Annotated in this window: 16 protein-coding genes; 3 read left to right on the top strand and 13 right to left on the bottom strand. The window is 65.5% G+C overall.

Annotation, left to right across the window (positions count from 1 at the left end; translation table 11 throughout):
• Window positions 1-25: 25 nt before the first annotated feature.
• From AC3WQZ_RS16370 to AC3WQZ_RS16340, 7 genes are all read right to left on the bottom strand, one after another.
• Window positions 26-2,593 carry a beta-mannosidase gene (locus tag AC3WQZ_RS16370; RefSeq protein WP_492300879.1) on the bottom strand — a complete coding sequence of 856 codons (2,568 nt, stop codon included), beginning with the start codon at window positions 2,591-2,593 and terminating at the stop codon, window positions 26-28.
• Between the two features lie 181 nt (window positions 2,594-2,774).
• Window positions 2,775-3,779 (bottom strand): amino acid--[acyl-carrier-protein] ligase, encoded by a 1,005-nt coding sequence (locus AC3WQZ_RS16365; protein ID WP_010811135.1) that lies wholly within the window; start codon window positions 3,777-3,779, stop codon window positions 2,775-2,777.
• A 10-nt stretch (window positions 3,780-3,789) separates the two neighbouring features.
• Entirely contained in the window at window positions 3,790-4,989 is a 1,200-nt protein-coding gene (locus tag AC3WQZ_RS16360; protein WP_010811136.1) for an acyl-CoA dehydrogenase family protein, read from the bottom strand.
• Window positions 4,986-5,237: an acyl carrier protein gene (locus AC3WQZ_RS16355; RefSeq protein ID WP_010811137.1), complete on the bottom strand. Its 252-nt coding sequence runs from the start codon at window positions 5,235-5,237 to the stop codon at window positions 4,986-4,988. Before AC3WQZ_RS16355 ends, AC3WQZ_RS16360 begins: the two co-directional genes overlap by 4 nt.
• 173 nt (window positions 5,238-5,410) lie before the next feature.
• Window positions 5,411-7,849: a polysaccharide biosynthesis tyrosine autokinase gene (locus tag AC3WQZ_RS16350; RefSeq protein ID WP_011616302.1), complete on the bottom strand. Its 2,439-nt coding sequence runs from the start codon at window positions 7,847-7,849 to the stop codon at window positions 5,411-5,413.
• Between the two features lie 78 nt (window positions 7,850-7,927).
• Window positions 7,928-8,650, bottom strand: coding sequence for a Crp/Fnr family transcriptional regulator (locus tag AC3WQZ_RS16345; RefSeq protein WP_010811139.1), 723 nt, complete (start codon window positions 8,648-8,650; stop codon window positions 7,928-7,930).
• 509 nt (window positions 8,651-9,159) lie between these two features.
• A complete protein-coding gene (locus tag AC3WQZ_RS16340; RefSeq protein ID WP_081050246.1) occupies window positions 9,160-10,125 on the bottom strand; it encodes a DUF1839 family protein in 966 nt (321 codons plus the stop codon).
• A 285-nt stretch (window positions 10,126-10,410) separates the two neighbouring features.
• Here AC3WQZ_RS16340 and AC3WQZ_RS16335 point away from each other — a divergent pair, with 285 nt between their 5' ends.
• The gene (locus AC3WQZ_RS16335; protein ID WP_143010705.1) at window positions 10,411-10,686 is read left to right on the top strand and encodes a hypothetical protein; all 276 of its coding nucleotides are present in this window, start codon (window positions 10,411-10,413) and stop codon (window positions 10,684-10,686) included.
• 22 nt (window positions 10,687-10,708) lie between these two features.
• Here AC3WQZ_RS16335 and AC3WQZ_RS16330 read toward each other — a convergent pair whose 3' ends face one another.
• The 3 genes from AC3WQZ_RS16330 to AC3WQZ_RS16320 all read right to left on the bottom strand — a co-directional run bounded on the left by AC3WQZ_RS16330 (window position 10,709) and on the right by AC3WQZ_RS16320 (window position 12,703).
• On the bottom strand, window positions 10,709-11,023 hold the full coding sequence (locus AC3WQZ_RS16330) for a hypothetical protein (RefSeq protein WP_010811142.1): 315 nt from the start codon (window positions 11,021-11,023) through the stop codon (window positions 10,709-10,711).
• 123 nt (window positions 11,024-11,146) lie between these two features.
• Window positions 11,147-11,605: a response regulator transcription factor gene (locus AC3WQZ_RS16325; RefSeq protein WP_010811143.1), complete on the bottom strand. Its 459-nt coding sequence runs from the start codon at window positions 11,603-11,605 to the stop codon at window positions 11,147-11,149.
• Window positions 11,606-11,842: 237 nt separating this feature from the next.
• Window positions 11,843-12,703 carry a helix-turn-helix transcriptional regulator gene (locus AC3WQZ_RS16320; RefSeq protein WP_010811144.1) on the bottom strand — a complete coding sequence of 287 codons (861 nt, stop codon included), beginning with the start codon at window positions 12,701-12,703 and terminating at the stop codon, window positions 11,843-11,845.
• A 510-nt stretch (window positions 12,704-13,213) separates the two neighbouring features.
• Here AC3WQZ_RS16320 and AC3WQZ_RS16315 point away from each other — a divergent pair.
• Window positions 13,214-14,785, top strand: a complete 1,572-nt coding sequence (locus AC3WQZ_RS16315) for a phage integrase family protein (protein WP_492300878.1) — start codon at window positions 13,214-13,216, stop codon at window positions 14,783-14,785.
• A 51-nt stretch (window positions 14,786-14,836) separates the two neighbouring features.
• On the opposite strand, the gene AC3WQZ_RS16310 is transcribed toward AC3WQZ_RS16315, so the two are convergent.
• Window positions 14,837-15,850 carry a ParB/RepB/Spo0J family partition protein gene (locus tag AC3WQZ_RS16310; protein ID WP_010811146.1) on the bottom strand — a complete coding sequence of 338 codons (1,014 nt, stop codon included), beginning with the start codon at window positions 15,848-15,850 and terminating at the stop codon, window positions 14,837-14,839.
• A 2-nt stretch (window positions 15,851-15,852) separates the two neighbouring features.
• Window positions 15,853-16,512 (bottom strand): AAA family ATPase, encoded by a 660-nt coding sequence (locus tag AC3WQZ_RS16305; RefSeq protein WP_010811147.1) that lies wholly within the window; start codon window positions 16,510-16,512, stop codon window positions 15,853-15,855.
• Window positions 16,513-16,889: 377 nt separating this feature from the next.
• Between AC3WQZ_RS16305 and AC3WQZ_RS16300 the strand changes: the two genes are divergently transcribed.
• On the top strand, window positions 16,890-17,093 hold the full coding sequence (locus tag AC3WQZ_RS16300; protein ID WP_006159056.1) for a cold-shock protein: 204 nt from the start codon (window positions 16,890-16,892) through the stop codon (window positions 17,091-17,093).
• Window positions 17,094-17,293: 200 nt separating this feature from the next.
• Here AC3WQZ_RS16300 and AC3WQZ_RS16295 read toward each other — a convergent pair whose 3' ends face one another.
• The gene (locus AC3WQZ_RS16295; protein WP_010811148.1) at window positions 17,294-18,388 is read right to left on the bottom strand and encodes a replication protein RepA; all 1,095 of its coding nucleotides are present in this window, start codon (window positions 18,386-18,388) and stop codon (window positions 17,294-17,296) included.
• Window positions 18,389-19,907 lie beyond the last annotated feature (1,519 nt).

Here is a 19,907-nt window from a genome sequence, read left to right as displayed (position 1 = left end):
ACAGCAACGGCGCCCGGCTCGGCGGTCAGCCATCATAGCCAAGTGGATGCTCCGCATTGACCGCGTGGATCTCGCCGGAAGGAATCGCGGGAGCGTGCGCGCCAGCCTTCCCCGCCTCATGCACCAACCGCAGACGCCGGCTGCTGCCGGGCGCGAGATGGAACCAGTTATCGGTCGCTTGAAAGGCATGATCGTCGATGTGAACCCAACGTGCGAAGCGCTGCGCGGATACCGTCAGCCACCAGTCACCGTCGACTTGCTCGAGCCTGGCTCGCAACCCGGGGGGCTTCAGCGCGGCGGCACGGCGGTCAGGAAGGTAGACGGCCTGGCTCAGCGGCTCGCCGCTGTCGGCAGCATGCAGCGTGACCACGACCACATCGTGCGTCGGCGGGCCGAAGCGATACGCATAGGTGAAGTCGAAGAAGCGGTCCAGCAGCGCCGCTGCTTCAATGCGCGCCGCGCCACGCGCCGGCAATAACAGGCTGTGCCGGGCTTCGGCCACAACTGTCTCGCCGTCGCGCAGGCAGCGCAGCGTCAGCGACAGCGCGTGCGGTTGCGGCGTTTCGTTGATCGCATGCACGTGCAGTCCGTTGAGCCCTTCATCGGTAATCAATACCTGCAGCGGTTGCCAGACCTGCCGCAGGGCATGCCAGGCCGACTTTGGCCGCCCGCACGCATCGACGATGCCCCAGCCGGCTCCGGGCACGAGATCCTGCAATTGCCAGATCAGTCCGCCGGCACAGCTTGACCCGACCCGGCGCCATTCGCTGAAGACTTCTGTCATCACCTCCGCGACCACCGCACGGGACAGCACCAGGTAACGCTGCGGCTGCTCATATCGTAGGCGCGGTGGATCCACTTCGTACAAGGTTCGCAGGTAGTACTCACGTACATCCTCGAAATCCCACGGTGCGCCCGCGTCGCGGGGTATTGTGGCTTTCCAGCGGGGCGAATGCAGCGGCTGCGACAAACCGTGTTCCGCCAGCGTGCGCTCGCAGGGCACATTGGCAAATGCCAGACATTCGGAAGCAAAGCGCACTTGCGCCAAGCGCGCATCCGCCAACGGTCGCTGGTAGGCTCCAACGCCGTAGTAATGACTCACACCAGTGTCCGGCTGGAACGGCCACGCGCCGCCAGTTGGCGAATTGCCGACATACACTACGTCCGGCCGCTTGGCGGCAACCAAGCCCCGGATCAGTTCGTCGAACAGTGGCTGCTTCCAGTCGCTGCGCGAGACGCCCATCATTGCCGCCTGCTGCTCTGCCTCGCTGCCGCCACACAGCACGGCAATGCTCGGATGGGTTAGGGTGGCGCTTAGCCAGTCGCCAACTTCGCGCGTGATGTCCTCGGTGAGGCCGAGGCCCGGTCCGATGCTGCCATAATCAAAATTGGCGAACATGAAATCGTGCCAGACCAGCAAGCCAAGTTCGTCACATATCCGGTAGAAGGCCGCGCCCGGATAGCACGTGACGCCGCTGATCCGCACCATGTTCATCCCGCCCCGGCGCGCCAGCTCCAGCCAGTGCCGGGATGCTTCATCCGTGTCGGCAAGGCCGTGCAGATCATTGCTGGAGATGCACGCCCCCCGGCAGAACAGCGGCTCTCCGTTGATGCGCAGTGCGAAGGCCCCGGCATCGCTTGAACAATCCAATGATATGGTGCGAAAGCCAACCCGTCCGCAGTGGATGGCGCGTCCCTCGATGGTTGCATCCACACGGTAGAGGTGGGGTTCACCGTGCGTATGCGGCCACCAGAGCTTTGGACGTTCAACGCAGACTGTGCCTTCGAGTGTGAACCTGTCGGTACGCGACAGCGAGCCCGGATAGATGCATCCCTCGCCGTCGATGGCCTCGAACGATCCAGACGCTGGCGCGGATGCCGGGAAGTGCAGGTGCAGGCCAATCACACCGCGATCTCCTTGCACCCGCCCCCACAGATCAGCGCGCACGCCATGCAGGATGTCGTCACTGGCCGGGTCAAGCAGTTCCACCGGCCGCCAGGGCCCAACCGCATGGACCGGCGGGCACCAGCCCGGCATGTGGCCAAGCAGGGTCGTGCGAATCGCCCGCAGGTTTGGTGGCACGATCATTCTTGGCTTCCACCGCACCGGGCCGCGCTGCTTGCGCAACCACGGATGGAGCGCACGGAAGCAGAGGTGCATCAGGTTGTCGCCGTCCAGGTCGACCTCGACTTCATGAGCGACAAACATATGCCGCGCGCTCAGCACAAGCTTTCCGTTCAGCCAGGCTTCGACCACCGTGGCGAGCCCGTTAAAGCGCAGCACGCGCCGGCCGCGGCCGGCAAAGTTCACACGATACCAATGGTCATACTGGTGCAATGGCGGCGGCATTGCGTCGTCCCATCGCCCGGCGGCGCGCAGCGCGCTGGCCACCGTGCCGGGCACTGGGGCCGGCAGCCAGCCTGCGGCAGGATCCAATGCAGCGGGGCTTTCGGCCGCGCCGGCGGGTGTCTGCACCCATGTCCACTCGCCGCCGAGCGCGGTACTGCCGATGGCAACGCCCGGGCGGCCGCCGGGGAGTGCTTGCTGACCGGACGCAAGAATGCTTGTGTCAGGATAAGTTTGCGACTTCATGGACTGCCTCTCCCGTGACAGCCTGCCCGTGCTGGAACGCTGGCCACGCGGAGCATGCCTCGCTGCTCCGGGCGGCTGCAGAAGTTCGATGCAGGGCGGACCACCAGGCGTATCGGTCGGCACTGCATCTGCATGGGCCGAATGGATGCGGCATCTGCTCACGTCTCAATGCCGCTCCGTCTCAGATGCCTCCGAGCACGTCACGCACCCGCTGGGGCCAGTTCGCCGGCTTGAAGCCGTGGTGACGCAGCAAGGCCAGCGTCAGGCGCTCGATGCCAAAGCCCACGCAGCCGGTGTGCGCCGGCGCGCCGTCCGCGGTACGCAACGGCCATGCGTGCGCGAAATGGTCCATGTGGTAGTTGAAACTCATGCAAGCCGTGGGCGGCGCGCCATCATTGATCGGCACCAGCAACTCGAACTTCAGCTTGAGCTCGCGCTGGCTGTCGGCCACGATCTTGCCGCCACGCCCAAAGAACGGATCGTTCGCCACGTCAACCTCATGCGGCAAGCCAAGCAAGCTGGCCAGTTGCGTGCCACGTTCCATCCAACGTTGACGGAATTCCACGATCTGCTCGGCCGTGCCGAGCCGGACATATTCGCGCTGGCGGAACATCTGCATGCGTGCAGGGTCGATCGAAGGTTCATGACGGAAGCAATACGTCAACACGTCAACCACCAGCCCTTCCCGAGGCATCGGACCGCGGCTGGCCACCACAGGGTAGACGGGATAGCACGCCGCGGGCGCCAGCACCACATCGGTGGGCTGCTGCTGATCGGCCCATTCCTCACCGCGCTCCAGGCGCGCCAGGAGTCGATGATGTTCGCGATCGCCGCCACAGAAGCAATGCACCGTCCCTGCCAGTTGGGGAAAGCCCTTGAGATACTCGCTCGCTTCGAAATCCTTGCGCGGCATGGCAGGAGGAAATCGCATCACCTCCGCGTCCTGGTCGGCGCCCAGTTTGCTGACGGCGTAGTTCAAGCCGTCGGCAATACTCTCGAACAGTCCGCTACGGCCATAAATGCCATCGACCGTCGAGGGAAAGAGCACGCGGGCGTCAATCAGCGCCTGCCGGTAAGCACGGCGGCCCGTGTCAGGATCCTGCGCCGGCCTGGCCATGGCAGAATGGTCACCCGGGGCAACGGATGCGTCGTCGCCTGGCACGTAAGCGTTGCTGGTATCGTCCATGGACGGCTCCTCAGGCGGACCGGTCCGCCAGTAGCAGATTGGCGGTATTGGTCAATATGCGATCGTTGTTGATCATCAAGGGGGCGGACCACAGATCCCGCAGGTGGCGTCCCAGGCTGAACGGCGTGCCATGCTTGTAGCCCGCCATGCCGCAGACCAGCATCGCGATTTGCACCGCTTCGAGCGCCAGCGACGACACGCTGGTCTTGAGCCCGTTCATTTCCGCCGCCAGGTTGAAAATTGCCGACACACTCTGGCTTGCATGACGCTGGCGTTGGTGAGCCAACGCCAGTTCCAGCCGCCCCTCCAGCATCTGGATAATGGCAACCGCTTCGGCCACGCGCGTAGCCGAGGGCGGAAGCGTGCCAGGCCGGGCGCGCGCCTGGCCCTGGAACAGCACCTTGGCGCGCTGAACCGCATCCGCGGCGATACCGGTCCACAAGGCAGACCACAAGATGTGCGACACGGGGGTCATGGTGACGTCGGCAATCTCGCCGAACGACACGGGCAGGATCTGATCGGTATGCCCGCGGGCTTCCAGCCGGAATCCATTGCTGCAGGTGCCGCGCATGCCCAGGGTATCCCAGGTGGAGAGACTTTCCAGTACGTAGTCTGGCTTGAGCACGCTTACCATGACCTGGTCCGATGGCGAGGCATCGGGATGGCGGCGTGCCGTGACGAGGATCCCGTCGGCATGGGCGCCATAGGAAATGGTCGGAGCCATCTTGAGCAAGTACAGGTTGCCGCCATCGGCGTTGACCGCGCAGCCGCTGCTGCGCAGGGCACCGCCAATCGCCTCTTCGGACGTGGCCGAAGCCAGCAGCAATTGTTCGCTGGCCAGGCGCTGCAATAGCTGCGCGTGCCACGAGCTGGTGCTCGCATGATTGACCAGGCATGCCACCTGTATCTGGTGCATGGCGTAGATCATTCCCGTCGAGGCACAGGCACCGCCCAGCACGCGGCAGACCGCTGCGATCGTTTCCAGCGACGCGCCATCACCGCCACAGGCTGGCGGCACCATGGCGCCCAGCAACCTCTGCTCACGCAAGACTGCAAACGCCTGGTGCGGAAAACACGCATCGGCGTCGACCTGGTCTGCATGCCTGGCTGCTTCTGCCGCGGCCAGGCGCGCTCCGGCCAGCAAGTGTGCGGCGTCAGCAGTCTCTGCGCGCGGAAAGGCCTGCTCGACGCTGGCGAGGACCGGGCTCATGCCGCCTCCTGCTCTTGTTTGATCTGCTCGGTCGCCGCAGCCAGTGTGCTGATGCTGCGGAACAGCTGGCGAGTCAGCATGCGGTCAGGTATCTCGATGCCGAAGGTATTTTCGATCGCGAGCATGACTTGCACCGTTGCCAGTGATGACAGTCCCGCTTCGTATAGATCGGCCTGGTCGTCCAGCGATTCAACTGGTACGTCAAGTCGGGCCACTTCCAAAAGTATGGTGCGTATCGCTGCTCGCATGGTGGGCTCCAGGTTGAGGTACAACGCCTTGGTGACCTATTGAGCCTGAACGTCGCACGCGCATCAGTGCGTTTTCACACCAATGCGTGTGCTCAGAACGTCCGCCAAACGCTCGCAGAAACAGGTACACCCACACAAATGGCGGTGCGGTTTCTGGCGTGCTTTGGCATGCGTCAGTTTTTCCCTACCCGATCGGCTTGACCGGCCAATGCGGGAGGCTTCGCTACCGCTCGTGGCAACGGCATCCCCAGATAAGGATTGATGGTATTGAAGTCCGCCCGGTTGCTGCGCCGGGGCATGACACCGTTGAGGATGCCACCGGCCAGCCTGGCATTGGCGTGCGCCAGGCGCTTGAGGGTTTCATCGACCTGCGCCGTCGCCGTGACATCGGCGCGCACCACCACCAGCGTGGAACCCGCCAGGTTGGCCACCAGCGTGGCATCGGCCACCGCCATCACCGGCGGCGTGTCCACCAGCACCAGGTCGAAGCGCCCCGCGCACAGCCGCAGGGATTCCGCCAGCGCGGGCAGCATCAGCAGCTCGGACGGATTGGCCGGCACCGCGCCGCGGCTGAGCAGGAACAGGCCATTGACCACGCTCGGCTTGACCGCTTCGGCGATCGCGCTGCGGCCAGCGAGCACTTCTGCCAGCCCGGGCTCGGCAGGCAGGTCGAACCAGTCCGCCACGCGGCCGCGGCGCAGGTCGGCGTCGACCAGCAGCACGCGCTGGCCGGCTTCGGCGAACAGCACCGCGAGGTTAACCGCGGCGAAGGTCTTGCCGGCGCTGGCGGCGGGGCTGGTCACCGCAACCACGCAGTTGGGTGCATCGCGCAACGCGAAATGCAGCGCCGCCCGCAGCGTGCGCAGGCCTTCCACGGCAAGCGAATGCGGGGCGCGCCGCGCCAGCAGGAACTGGTCGTGCAGGCCCTGGCGCAGCAGCCGTTCGGCGCGCGCGCGTTCGTCCTCGGGGGCGGCGGCCGTGGCGGCGTCGATCACGCTGGTGACAGACTCCGGCCGGCCGAGGCGCACATTGGGCGGCAGCACAAAGCCGGAGGCGATGCCCAGGCGGCGCTTGGCTTCGACCAGCCGTTCCAGCTCGGTCTGCTCGTTGCTGAAGGCGATATCGCCCAGCATGGCCATGCCCAGGCGCTGTTCCGCATCGGCGGCGCTGGCCACCGACGGGCGCATGCGCTGGCGCAGGTTGATCGCGGCCACGCCCAGGCACAGGCCGAGCAAGGCGCCGGCGGAGGCGAACGGCCACGCGCCGAGACCGACCGGTGTGACCGGCGCGATCGCGGCATCGACCACGCGCATCTGGGTAGAGCTGTCGGACAGCATCAGCGACAGCTGCTCGACCTTGCTGCGCAAGGACATGTACATGTCCTCGGCCACCTTGACGTCACGCGTGAGCGCCACCGATTCGCGCTCGGAGGCCGACAGGGTCTGCATACGCGCGTCGATCTCCGCGCGCTCGCGAGTCATCTGCTGGATCTGGCTGTCGACGGTGCGGACCTCGTTGGCCTCGGGCGTGAAGCGCTGGAGCAGCCGCGTGCGCTCAAGCTTGAGCGCTGCGATCTGGCGCTGGTACTCCATGCTGTTGCTGAGGAACGACTGCGCGTCGCGGCTGGGCTGCAGCGAACCCGTGCGCGCGCGGTAGCGCGTGAGCGCCTCTTCGGCGCGCGTGAGTTCGCTCTGCACGCGCGGCAGCTCGCCCGAGAGGAACGCGAGCGTGCCGGCCGCGTCCTGGCGGCGCTTGTCGGTCTGGCCGTCGATATAGGCGCGCGTGACCCCGTTGACGAGTTGGGCGGCAAGCTGGCGGTCCGGGTATTGCCAGCTCACGCGCACGGTGCCGCCCGGCGCGGTCAGGGGGTCGGCCGCGCCGCCCAGGCTCGCCGGGGTTTCACTGCGTTCGCTTTCCACCGTGAGCCCGCGGCGCACGGACTCGGCGGTGCGGGCCAGGTCGTGCCGCGTGAGCTGGAAGCGCGTACCGGGCCCGGCCTCGATCTTGTCCACGCGCAGCACAATGCCGTTGGCCATCGCAGTCTCGCCGGCCCGCCCTTCCAGCAGCAAGGTGTCCTGCTGCATCAGGCGGTAGCGGCCGTCGCTGCGCACCTCGAAGGTGAGTGGCTGGTCTACCAGCGCCTCGGGCACGGTCATGCTGGCGATTACCAGACGCTCGCCGCCCCAGGCATAGCCCAGGCTGGCAGGCCAGGTGCCGCGCGGCTGGCCGGGTGTGGAAAAGCGCTGGACCAGCGCGCCCAGCAGCGGCGCACGCAGCGGCTGCGCGGTGATATCGAGCCGCAGCCGCTCCACCACCGGACCGACCACGGCGCGGCTCTTGAGCAGGCCTGCGTCGAAGGCCGCCGGGCCCTGCATCTGGGCGACGCTGCGCATGCCGCCATCGCGCCCCTCAACCTGCACCAGCGCCTGCGCGCGATACTGCGGCGGCGCCGACAGCGCCACCAGCAAGCCTGCGGCCGCACCGGCCACGCCAGCCGCGGCAATCCAGCCGAGGTGGTCCATCAGCGCGCGCGCCTGCGTGACGCCCGGCTGGGCCTCACGGCGCGGGGTGGCGCTCTCAGCCGGGCCACCGGCATATGACAGTCTGCTCACGACTACAGCTCCTCAAATGGGATCGGCGCGGCGTATGCACGCCGCGCTTCGCAGGCCACACGCGCCGAAGCGTGCCGCTCAGGCGCTGGCCAGCGCGGGCAGCAGGCGGTCATACTCGCGCTTGACCAGCTTGTAGCACTCGCACGAATGCTTCTCCAGCCCGCAGCGGTCAAGCACGGTGATATGGCCGCGGCTGTGGTGGATCAGGCCCAGGTCTTCCAGCTTGCCGGCCGCTTCGGTCACGCCTTCGCGGCGCACGCCGAGCATGTTGGCGATGACCTGCTGGGTAATCACCAGCTCGTTGGAGCTGAGCCGGTCGATGGCCAGCAGCAGCCAGCGGCACAGTTGCTTGTTCAGGGAGTGGTGGCGGTTGCAGGCCGCGGTCTGTGCGATCTGCGTGAGCATGGCCTGCACGTACAGCAGCGTCACGCGCTGCAGCGTGGGCAGGCGCGGCAGGTCGCCGCGCAGCAGGCGCGCGGGAATGCGATAGGCCATTCCGGGGCTGCGCACTTCCACCCGGCTGGGCATGGTGTCGCCGCCGGTGACCACCGGGATGCCGACCAGCCCTTCGTTTCCGACCGCGGCGATCTCGACCGTCGCGCCGTCCTCCAGCAGCGACAGCAGCGATACCACCGCGGTGGTCGGGAAATAGACATGGACGATGCGCTGGCCGGAATCAGTCAGGAGTTCGCCGGCGCGCAGACGGACCAGCTCGAAGTGCTGCGCCAGCGTCTCCCACTCGCCGCGCGGCAGCGCGCTGAGCAGGTGATTGACATGCAGATCCGATCGATGCGTAATCATTTTCGTACCCCCTGTCCAATCCCGAGTCCGGGAACAACGCTCTGCCGGCCTGGCTCGGCACGACTGCTTTCCGAGAACCGGCTGGCTACGCCGCCGACCCAGGTGCGGCGCTCTTTGCAAGCCAGTGCCTCTATTTAGCGTCATGGCAGCGCGCTCCGACAGTAGGCGAACGGCTGGGGAACGGTCATCCATCGGGAGGTTGGACGGAAAGGCGAGAGTGAAGCGGGCGCTGACAAGGGCGCCATGCGCCGCGGCGGCTGCGATGTCCGCCGCCGCCATACGAGGCGAGGCGGCACGGCAGATGGAAGCTGTTACGGGCTAGTCAGTCACGGCAGGCACGCAAGGCTGGATGCATGGCATGCCCTCCGCTGTCGGCATGAGACCCGGGATATCGTGCAAAAGGCGGATGCACCGGGTTGCCCCCGGCGCCGGATCGAACCGGTTCTGTGCCAGACGCCGGAGGCGGCACACCAGCCAAGTGTTGCCCGCTGCAGGCAGGATCTGCCGACTCATGGCTTGAACTCGCCGAAATGCGCGGCCAGCAACGGCACGCTGGCCAGGTATGAGGCTTCGAGCTGGTCCAGGCAGTCTTCGCAACGGTCCGGCTTGCGGCTGATGACCGCGCGCATCAGGCGGAACTGCATCACCATCGCCTCCGAGGCCATGGTGTAGCAGGCTTGTGCCGCCTTCTCGGGCACCTCCTGCCCGTGCATCACCAGCCAGCGCAGGTAGCGCGCCAGCAGCTCGAAATTGGCGCCGAGCTGGCGCAGCACGCCCGACGCGTAGTGGTGAAAGCCCGGTTCCCCGCGCGCCATCAGCCGCTCGAGATGCTGGGGAAATACCGCGCGAAACATTGTGACGGGGTTCTCGCGCGGACGGTTGCCCAGGTGAAAGCGCAGCAATGCCAGCGAGGCCTCGAGCAGCGTCTCGGCAGCGTGCGGATGCCCGTTGCGGCGGACCACATCGGCGTGCATGAAGGGCAGCGCGTCGGCACTGCGCACGCCCGGTGCCAGGCGAATGATGGCGGCGTAGTCCTCGCCGGTCGCGGTGTGGTAGCCGTCGGAGTGGTAGTAGCCGACTGCGCCGGCTTCGGGGATCAACACATCGATGGCAATGCAGGTGGGCATGCAATGGCGCAGGTAGCCGGCGCCGCGGGGTGGCGGCAACTGGCTGCTGTCCAGTTCCATCACGACGATATGGCCGCGCGAGGTCTGTGCCGCAACGTGCGACTCGAGCGAGTCGTAGAACGTCAGGGCGTGCACGGTGAGGCCGTACAGCCGCTCCAGGTCGGCATCCGGAAAGCGGCACTGCGTGAAGTGGTCGGCCTCGAAGTCCTGCCGCACCGCGCAGGCCAGTGCCGCGACCGGCGGCAGGTCCAGCCCGTGCAGCAGCTCGATCCAAAGGTCGATATGGCAGTTGACGTGCGACCACACCGGATTGCCGCCGCGCAATCCTGGTCCGCCCCGTCCACGCATCCTGGTGTCGCCGTGCACTAGTGACCTCCGCGCCTGCCATGCCGCTTCATGAGCGGGTACGGACGGCCCATGCCGGGCCCGCGCGCGTGCCTGACGAGCGATACGGCAGGCCGAGCGCTGACACCAGTCATTTTTCCGTCTCCCCCTGAACCCGAGCCAGATACTTGCTGCCATTGGCCATGATGGCGATCTTGGCGCGCGCGGTTCTGGCCAGTCTGTTGGACGGCGCACAAACCCGCAAAGGGTTCAGGCGGTTCAGGGGCACTCAGCCGCAAATATGCGCGCATGGTGCTTCTGGTTGATGGAGGACTGCGAACTGATTGGTTATCGTCAAGGAGACGTGTGGGCGGGCAGTATGGCCCGCACGCCTTCAAAGCCCGCATGGTCCCCCGGTCGGCGGGCTTCTTTTTTGGCTCGCCGGCTGGTGTCCTGTTCCGCAAATACCTTGCCATGAAATCGCCCCAACTGGGCGATTTTCATTTTGGCAAGCTGCGCGACGACGAAGAGAATGACAAAGGCACAGTGGCACCCGGCGAGGCCGCCGGGTGCCACTGTGCCTGATTCTCGCTGGATGCCTGCTGGTTCAGGCCACGAGTGGTGGCGGCACGCGATGCCGATGCTGAGCAATGATCAGCGCCCTCAGGCTTTCCACACGCAGCCGCGCTTCGCGCTCGCCGGCCGCGCGGGCCGCGTCGGCGGCGGCCAGCTCGCAGTCAAACTGACGCCCGTGCAGTTCACCGCGATAGAGCAGCGGCTCATCGCTGCCCTCGTTGGCACCCGCGTGGCAACCATGGTCAAGGCTGGCAGCCAGCCTGATCTCGAAGCAGCACGCCCACTTGCCTCTGCCTTCGCGCACAGCAAAGCCGCGAACGACGAGAAATTCCAGTCCGGCCTCCATATGACCCCCTTACTTCCCCAGGGCGGCCTGCCTGCAAACTGGGCTGGCTTCTGCCTCCGGGCGAATCAAGCATAGGCAATCAGGTGCGATGCGCACTCCTACGGTGGATGTAGGTCTGCTCGCTCAAAGGAGGGAGGCGGTGGCCCCGTTGGCGCCCGTCAGTGACAGCGCCATGCGCGGAAAGCACTGGCCGCCGGCCCACACCAGCGCGGTGGCGGCGCAGACCAGTTCAACCGGTGCCGGCAGCGCGAGACACCCGCTGGCACCGAGCAGCGCGGCATGCAGCATCAGCGAGGCATCGAGGCGATCGGACAGCACCAGCCAGCGCCGTGGCGCCAGGCGTGCCTGCAGCTGGTCCAGCAACGCACGCGGGTCGCCCTCCAGTGCGCTGCAATCGATCAGCGCGATATCGGCCGGGTCCGGCGATGGCTCCGATGACGAAGCCTGCGTCGATGCGCGCGCCGATTCATGCAGCCACTGCGGCGTGCGCCACGTGATCGGCTGCGGCACGTCCAGTGCGTTCAGGCGACGCGCCAGGACACGGCACATCATTTCATTGCTGGCGATGAGATAGGTCGGCATTGACTCGGTCTGGCAGCTGGCCCGGGCCGCAGATGCGCTTGCCACCGGGTCGGGATCCGGGCCGCGGGGCGGCCCGCCTTGCAGGGCATCAGGGCAGCGCCGGCCGCCGGAAAAAGTGTCTGCAGATGCCTTTCATCACAAGGTAGCAAGCCGCCGCCGCCATTGCCTCATGCTTTTGGCCGAGAGCCGCACGCCAGAAGGATGAGGCGCGACCCGTGAACGCCGCGCCGCCACCCGTCACGCAGCTTGGCAGGTGGGATCAGGTGCCGGCACCCGGGTCACCGGATTGACGGGCGTGGCGGGCCCGGCCCAGTTGAGCGTGGCACCCTTCTGCAGGGCAACGTAGACGGCTTCGCCCTTGTTGCGTACGTGCAGGCGCTGGTACAGCGTGCAGGCATGCGTCTTCGCGGTGGCCACCGAGATATTCAGCATGCGGCTGACCGTCTTGATGGGATAGCCCCGAGCCAGCAGCGCCAGCACTTCGTACTGGCGTTCGGTGATGTTCAGCAGGTGCGCGCCGGCCGACGGGGTTTCGTGGTACGTCGCGTGCGCCTGGAAATGGCGCTGGGGCGCGGGCACCGCATGCTCGAGCACGGCCTCGCCGATGCCTGCGCGCAGCGCCACGACCCGGGCCTCGCCCTGCCCTGCGCTGCTTGCCACCGGGGTATGGCCGGCATCGAGTTCCGATTGCCAGGCATGGTGGCTGCCCTGGGCACGCGCCGGGAAGCACTCGCCGCCGGCCAGCACCAGGCGCACCGCGGCATCGAGCGCATCCGCACTGCAGCTCTTGGCCACGCAGCCGCGCACCGGGTCAGGCAAGCCTGCATCCGGCAGCGATGGGGCCGCCTGATCGCTGAGGACCAGCACGCGCTGCGGGCGTAGCCGCTGGCACAGTTCCTCCAGCATGGCCCAGCCGCCGGCGTGATCGGCTGGCAGGCCATAGATCAGCAGGTCGGCATCGTACAGCCACAAATCTGAATCGACTGGGGCGAGGGGATCGATATCGATCAGGTCACCAGGAATATGTGCTTGGGCCAGCAGATGGCGCAGACCCAGGCGCAGGAGGGGGTGAGGCTCGATCAAGAGGATGGTGGCCATGGCCGCTCTCTTATTATTGCGGCAAGTTCGGACCCTGCGACAATCCGCGCTTGCTTGTCGGAAATGCTCCGCTATCTTGCGGTTGCACTTCCATACGATCCGCCATCGCTCCAGACCGCCCGCAGCCTTCCCGTCAGGCTGCAGGTCCGTCCTTCCCGTGGAGATACCGGATCGCCCCGTTTTGCGTGTTAAGACGCTTATGTAGAAAGAGTCTTAGATGCGACTGAAGTCTGATCTAAGTATTTATAACTCCTGACCTGCAGCATATGAAACGCGTAGGTCGAATGCAAGGTGATGGTGCGCTGCGGCGGGTTTTCCCGAAGCACTGCCTGACACCAGCATACGGATGCCACAAGGGCAGCGGGGATGACTTTCCAGTGAAAACGCGCATAAAATTATCGGCATTGTATTTATCTATGCATTTCGGGCCGGATGAATTCTCGCTCGCTTCAAGTGCCTTATAAATCAAGAAGTTAGCCATTCAGCGCATACCTGCCGATGATTCCTGGAATGATGATGGTCAGCCTCACCCGCAGCGAATTTGCGGCGGTACGCGCCTATGTGCAGGGCATGCCGGCGGCCATGGTGGTGCCCCGCTACCTGGCCGACGAAGCCGATGACGACGAAGCCGGGGCCGAGTCTGCGCTGCGGATCCTGCTTGCCCTGCGCGACCGGATGGTCCAGCTCGCGCACCTGCACGGACGGGCGGACCTGGCCGAACTGCTGCTGGCCGGCCCTGGCCGCTCCAACCGCGGCATGGATCGCCGCGTCGACGCGCTGGCTGAGCTCGAACGGTTGGGTACGGCGGCGCCGCGCCCCCAGCACGGCGTGGAGTTGTGGTTTGCGCCAGCCTTGGCGCGACGCTTGCGCAAGGCTGAAATTGTGACCCTTAATTCTCTTTTTGAGCTTGCAAACCGACGCGGCAGCGCCTGGTGGCGGGCCGTCCCGCGCATTGGCGCGCTTGCCGGCGCGGCCGTCAACCGCTGGCTCAGCGAGAACCGTGCTGCCTTCCGGGACCCGGACGGCAAGCCGCTGCTGGGCGCGCACGTCGGCAACCGGACTCTGCTCGAGCGAGGCAGGCTGGGACCAGGGATGCGCCAGCCGTTGCCGCTGGAATGGATGACCGCGTCGCCCGCGTTAGCCGCTGACGCCAGCTGCCCGTACAGTCAGGGCCTCGACGTCGTCCAGGCCTGGCTGCGCGATGCCGCCGGCGACAGCGGCAGCACGTTCTCGGCCTACCGCAAGGAGGCGGAGCGCTTGCTGCTATGGGCAGCACTGGAGCGGCGCAAGGGCCTGTCGCAGCTCGATCTGGACGACCGCCGGGCCTACCTGGGCTTCCTGGCGCAGCCCGAACCGGGCAGCCGCTGGTGCGGACCGCGGGCACCGCGCCACCTGGCCGGCTGGCGTCCGTTCACCGGCCCGCTCAGTCCGGCAAGCGTGCGGCATAGCATGCGGGTGCTGGCCGCCCTGTTCCGCTGGATGCATGCCAACGGCTACCCGGTCACAGCGCTCTGGCCAGCCCGGATCCCGGACGGCACCGATGCCTCGGCGGCAATGGAGGCGGCGCGGCCGGACACCTTGCAGGTTCCCGAGGCCAGCCTGGCTCCCTTCCTGTCATGGCTGGAACACCGGGGCGGCGACGACGATGGCCAGCGCTACCGGACCGCCCATGCGGCAATCCTGCTGTTGCGGGAACACCGGCTCAGCCTGGACCGGCTGACCTCGGTCACGCGGCGTTCGCTGGCGCCGATGCAGCAGCCTGCGCGGGTTCCGGAAGACGGTGTGGAAAGCATTGTGCCAGACGGAACGCCCGGCTTTGGCCTGGCCACGCAGCACGCGCTGGCCCGGCATTGGCGTGACCGCAACCTCCAGTGGGACGGTGCGGGCACAGAAGACGCCTCGCTGATCGGTCCACCGGCCGCGCCGCCGACCCGGCGCGCGCAGCGCAAGCTGGCGGCATTGCCGCTGGCCGGCTACTCGGTGCGTGGCCTGCATGCCCTGCTGTCCAGCATGCTTGAGCGCTACCGCAAGACCTGTGATCCGGAGTTTGGCGCGCGCTCGCCGCGCGACCTGCTGGCTTGAGCGCTGCGGCGGCAATGCTGCCGCAGCGGCGCCATGGCTTGCCTGCCCGGCTCAGAGCAGCGTGTTGTCCAGCCCGAAGCGGGCCTTCAGGGCCTCGACCAGCGCCTCGCGGGCACTGCGGTCGCTCAGCTGCACGTCCAGCATCACGCGTCCCGAGTCCCATTCCTTGATGGTGCCCAGCAACTGGCCGCTGTCGGTCCGGATCTTGTATTGCCGGCTGATTTCCTTGACCTTGCGCGCCTTGCCTTCCTGCGCGTGCTTGCGGATGGCTTCAACCTCGCGGCTCGACAGGCCGTCATTGATGATGCGCGCCGCCAGTTCGCGCGTGCGCTCCTCGCCCGCCAGCTTGCAGTACAGCGTCAGCTCATAGCCCGCGGCGATGCCGATCGCGCTCGGGCGCTCGCGCATCACGCCCAGCACGGACTCGGGCAGGCGCAGCAGCGCCAGCGTCTTGTTCACGGTGCCGGCCGACATGCCGGTCAGCTCGCAGATTTCCTCTTCCTTCTGGACCTTGCCTTCGTCCAGCAACTGGCGCCAGGCGATCGCATTGTCCAGCGCTGACTGGTCCGAGCGCTGCTCGTTGAGCATGAACGACAGCCGGTAGAAGTCCAGGTCGCTCAGGTCGTTTTCGACAAAACATTCCATCTCGAGCTTGCCGGCAGACGCCAGAGCTCGCTTGCGGTAATGACCGTCGATCAGGATGTAATGGCCGGGGCGCGCCGGATCGGGCGCGGCCAGGCCGGGGGTCTTCTGGCCGTGCGTGGCAATGGATGCCGCCCGCTCCTGCACCACGGCGGGATCGTAGAGGCGCCGCGCGTTGAGAGGATTGTCGTGCAGTTGCTCCAGCGGAATCCTGATCAGCTGCCGGCCCGCGGCGGCTTCGCCAAGACTTTCAGCGCTGAAAACGGGCGCGCCATCGGCTCCCCTGCCCTGCAGCAATCCATTCGGATGCTGGGAAATGGCCGCTTCCGCGCGAGCGAAGCGGTCCAGCGTATCGTTGCGGGTCTTTTCGGCCGCCATGCCGGCCAGCATGCCAGCCTTGAGGCTCTTCAGTTTGGTAGCCATACCTAGTGCTCAATCAAAGACAGTATTTCGTCGACCATCATGTCGACCTCCTGCACCGCCTCGCGTGCGCCGGCAACGCCGTGCACGGTGCAGCCGATCGCCTGGCATTCCCGGAATGCCGAGCGCGACCCGATCATCGAATTCAAAAGCGGTACGTCGCCGTCGTCGCCAAGGATTTCAATGGCCTGGCGCGCGATCGAGACGCGGCGCTGGACCATATTGGCCATCACACGGATCAGCAAGGACTCATTCTGGACTTGGGCGTGCTGCGCCAGCGTCTTGGCCGCTACCGCCGCCCACAGATCCGGCGGCGAAGGCACCACCGGAATAATGGCAAGGTCCGAAATCAGCAGCGCGCTCGAGGGCGCTGCCGAATGCACCGCCGGCGGGCAATCCACGACGATGTAGTCATAATCCTGGACGAATTTGCGGACCTCACGGTGCATGGCGCCGCCCGAGGGCGCCAGGCCAATCACGGAAGCCGGGAACGGCCGCTCGTCGCTGGCCTGCGCCGCCCAGCGAGTGGCGGTGCCTTGCTCGTCCATGTCGACCAGCATCGAGCGCGCGCCGCGCAGGCCAAGCGTCCCAGCAAGGTGCATGCTGACCGTAGTCTTGCCGCAACCGCCTTTCTGGTTAAAGACTGTGATGATTTTGGCTGGCACTGCGACCTCTCTTTCAGCGCTGAAAGCGCGGTTGATTCTTAAGGCGCAACTGTAGCCAAAAGCACGTGATGCTTCAACCGTTTTCCAAATTTACAAAATATATATTGCCGATGCAGAGAGCAGAGGCCGCCATTTGGCAGCCGGAAACGAGCCGTACCGTAAAATTGCTTGAAAAACAGCCCGGGATGTGCCTAAAGTATCTATAGTGCGCATTACGCCGCACATGACACCGCAATCCAAAGTGGTTATGATGCGCGCTACAGTCGAGTCAAGTCGTGTCAACCTCGTCGGCTTCCGTTCGGTATCTACGAGAACTCAACGTGCTTGAACGGTTGTTTGCGTTGTGTACAAGAACTTGCTTCGAAAAGGAAATTCCTATGGCAACCGGTACGGTCAAGTGGTTCAACGAGACCAAGGGCTTTGGCTTCATTACCCCGGACGACGGTGGTGCAGACCTGTTCGCGCACTTCTCGGAAATCCAGGGCTCGGGCTTCAAGACCCTGAAGGATGGGCAGCGCGTGACGTTTGAAGTCAAGCAAGGCCCGAAGGGCCTGCAGGCTTCGGCAATCAAGCCGGCCTGACCAGCCTCGGCTGACCCGCCCGTTGCGGATCCGTCCGCGGCGGGCAAACAAAAAAGGCAAGCGTTCAACGCTTGCCTTTTTTGCATTCGGGGCCAGACATGGTGTCCGGCCTCAGTTCCGGCGCGCCCGGACCTGCTGATGCCGTCCCGAGAGCACGTGCAACGGCGTGCGCGGATCTCCCCGGGCGGGAAGCTGGCAAATCAGCCCAGCTTGCGCACGCTGGTCCGGGAAGGCTGCAGGATCAGCGCCTTGGACGAATCCGCATCGACCTTGGCACCGGGATACACCACCAGCACATCCTTCAGGGCCTTGCGGAACAGCGCACGGAACTTGCGCTCGCTTTCGGTCTCGGTGCCGAACTGCATCTGCAGCGCCTCCCACGGGATTTCCGTGCGGCGCTGGATGGTGAAGAAGCGGTAGGTCAGCCACGAATACACGTCCAGCGCGAACGGCGACTGTTTCAGCGCCTTGAGCGCGCGCATGTCGACCGGTACGGGGCGGTTGACCAGTTCGTTGAAGAACGGCTCGGACAGCACCACGAAGCTCTCGAACATGGACCCCTGACCAGGCTGCATGGGGTCCCACCAGGTCGACAGTTGATCGGCCAGCAGGTAGCCCACCCGATCGATCGACAGTGGCTCGTGGTTGGGGTTCTGGTTCTGGCTCGGCGTCGACTTGTTTTGCACGATAGCGATGGTCGCCGAGAACAGGCGGATCATCTGCTGGCGTACCAGCGTCATCGTGCCGCGCTTGCCGCCGGTGGCCATCGGAATGCCGAGGTTGTACATGAACTCGGACAGCGAATTGCCCAGCGAAATGCGCCGGTCCTCTACCGTGCCGGTGAATTCGCCGCGCTTTTTCTTCGCCATGATCTCCTTGCCGATCCAGGCCAGCATCAGCCGCGGATAGGAGCCATAGGGGTAACCCAGCGAGACGGTCTCGGACACCAGCTTCTGGCGGCCGTTGGCGGCACGTTCGGAGCGTTGCTGCGTGAAGTAGCCAGGCTGGATCATCAGCGAGATATTGCCGCTGGTGCGGGTCCATACCGGCGGCGCGCCCTTGGGCGCGCGGTAGGGCAGCGTTACCTGGACGCTGGCGCGGCTCAGGAAGCCGACTTCACCGCTTTGCCAGGCGTCTTCACGCTCCATGGCCTGCGCTTCGTCGAACAGACGCTGGAATTTCTCGGACGGAACCAGGTTGTTCTCGTTGCCGGGAACAATGATGCGGGAGGGTTCGGCGTCCAGGTCGAGGACGCTTCGATCCCCCGTGGTGGCCGGGGAGCGTTTGATGGGCATATTGGCGTGCTTCGGATTACCCGCCTTTGTACTCGAAGCCGCAAAGGTTGTCACGCAGAAACAGGTACGCAAAGCCTTTGCGTTGCTCGCCCTGTTTTCTGCCGGCTGGGAATCTCACGACTGGTCGCATGGTGGCGGACGGTGGGCAACCCGCCAGGGTTGTCCACGGTTCGCCAGCCATCCACTACCAGTAAACGATACCGATACGGGTTAACTACTTGTAAACCGTATACGTGAAGTTCAGCGCCTTGATTCGTAAGGGAAAAACCAACCCCGCCGAACCCGATTCTGCGGGCAACCGTACTCGATTCTGCGAAGGGCCGAACCCGTATCTGCGGCAAGCCGAACCTGTATCTGCGGGTGGGGCGAACTGGTTTCTGCGGGGATAACTTGCAGGTTCCACAGCCTTTTCCACAGCGGCCACTCCTCAAACCGTACCCGTTTCTGCGAGCGAGCGCCAGGTATACGCGGCTTGCGAGGGTTCCAGTGCCTCTTTCCCGCAGAAAGTACGGCCAGAGCCCGGTTATCCCCGCAGAAACTGGTTCACTTGCCGGGCTGCTGACGGGCGCTTTGCGCGCCAGGCGTACCCGTTTCTGCGTTCCGAGACCTGAAACCGTACCTGTTTCTGCGCTGGCCTGAAAGGCCGCTGCCGTGCTGCCCCAGCGTACCTGTTTCTGCGGCGTACCCATTTCTGCGTGCCGACCCTGGCACCCTGGTGCGCCGCGAAGCGTACCCGTTTCTGCGTATCTCCTGCCGGGCTCTTCCGGGTCATGCGTACCCGTTTCTGCGCAGACCCATGGCGCTGTTCTGACGGAACTATCACCAAGTTTCCATTCTACATGAGAGTTGCAGAAAAAGCTAGCACTCACACTCAACGTATACGCGGGAGACTCGCGGCGCTACGCGCCGTACCTGTTTCTGCGCAGACAGATCATGGATGCCGAAGCTCGGCCGGGTAGCCACCCGCCTTGCATGTCGTTGGCGTACCCGTTTCTGCGTGGCGTTGAGTGGTGCGCCTGTGCCCGTGGGCGTACCTGTTTCTGCGAGAGGTGCCGGCAGCCTCAGGGCTTCCGATGGTTATTGCGTTGCAACATTAGCCGTACCCGTTTCTGCGTCGTCGGCCTGGCCCGGCTTTGTGGATATGTAGGAGGAATGCGGGCCGGAGAACCGCTGCCATCGGCCGAATCCAATTCGAAAAAAATTTTTGGGCGTACCCGCTTCTGCGTGCCAGAAGGCTCCTGGAAAGACCCCAGTGCCGCAGGGCGTACCTGTTTCTGCGTACCCGCTGCCCAGCGCAAGCAGGCCTGCCAGGACAGACCGTACCCATTTCTGCGAGGCTCACGGGCCGTGCCTGACCTCGTGCGGTGCAGCAGGGCGTACCCGATTCTGCGTGGAGCGCAAGGCTGGATGGTGAGCGGGAAAGTGCGCCGCGCAAGGCCAGGCGTGCCGGCTGGCGGCGGCATGGGCATGCGGGGGGCTGGAGCGGAGCGCCTGGCGGTCTGCATGACCGGGGCAGGCG

It is taken from the genome of Cupriavidus sp. FW305-26, assembly GCF_058787975.1.
This window is presented reverse-complemented; position numbering and strand designations above follow the sequence as displayed.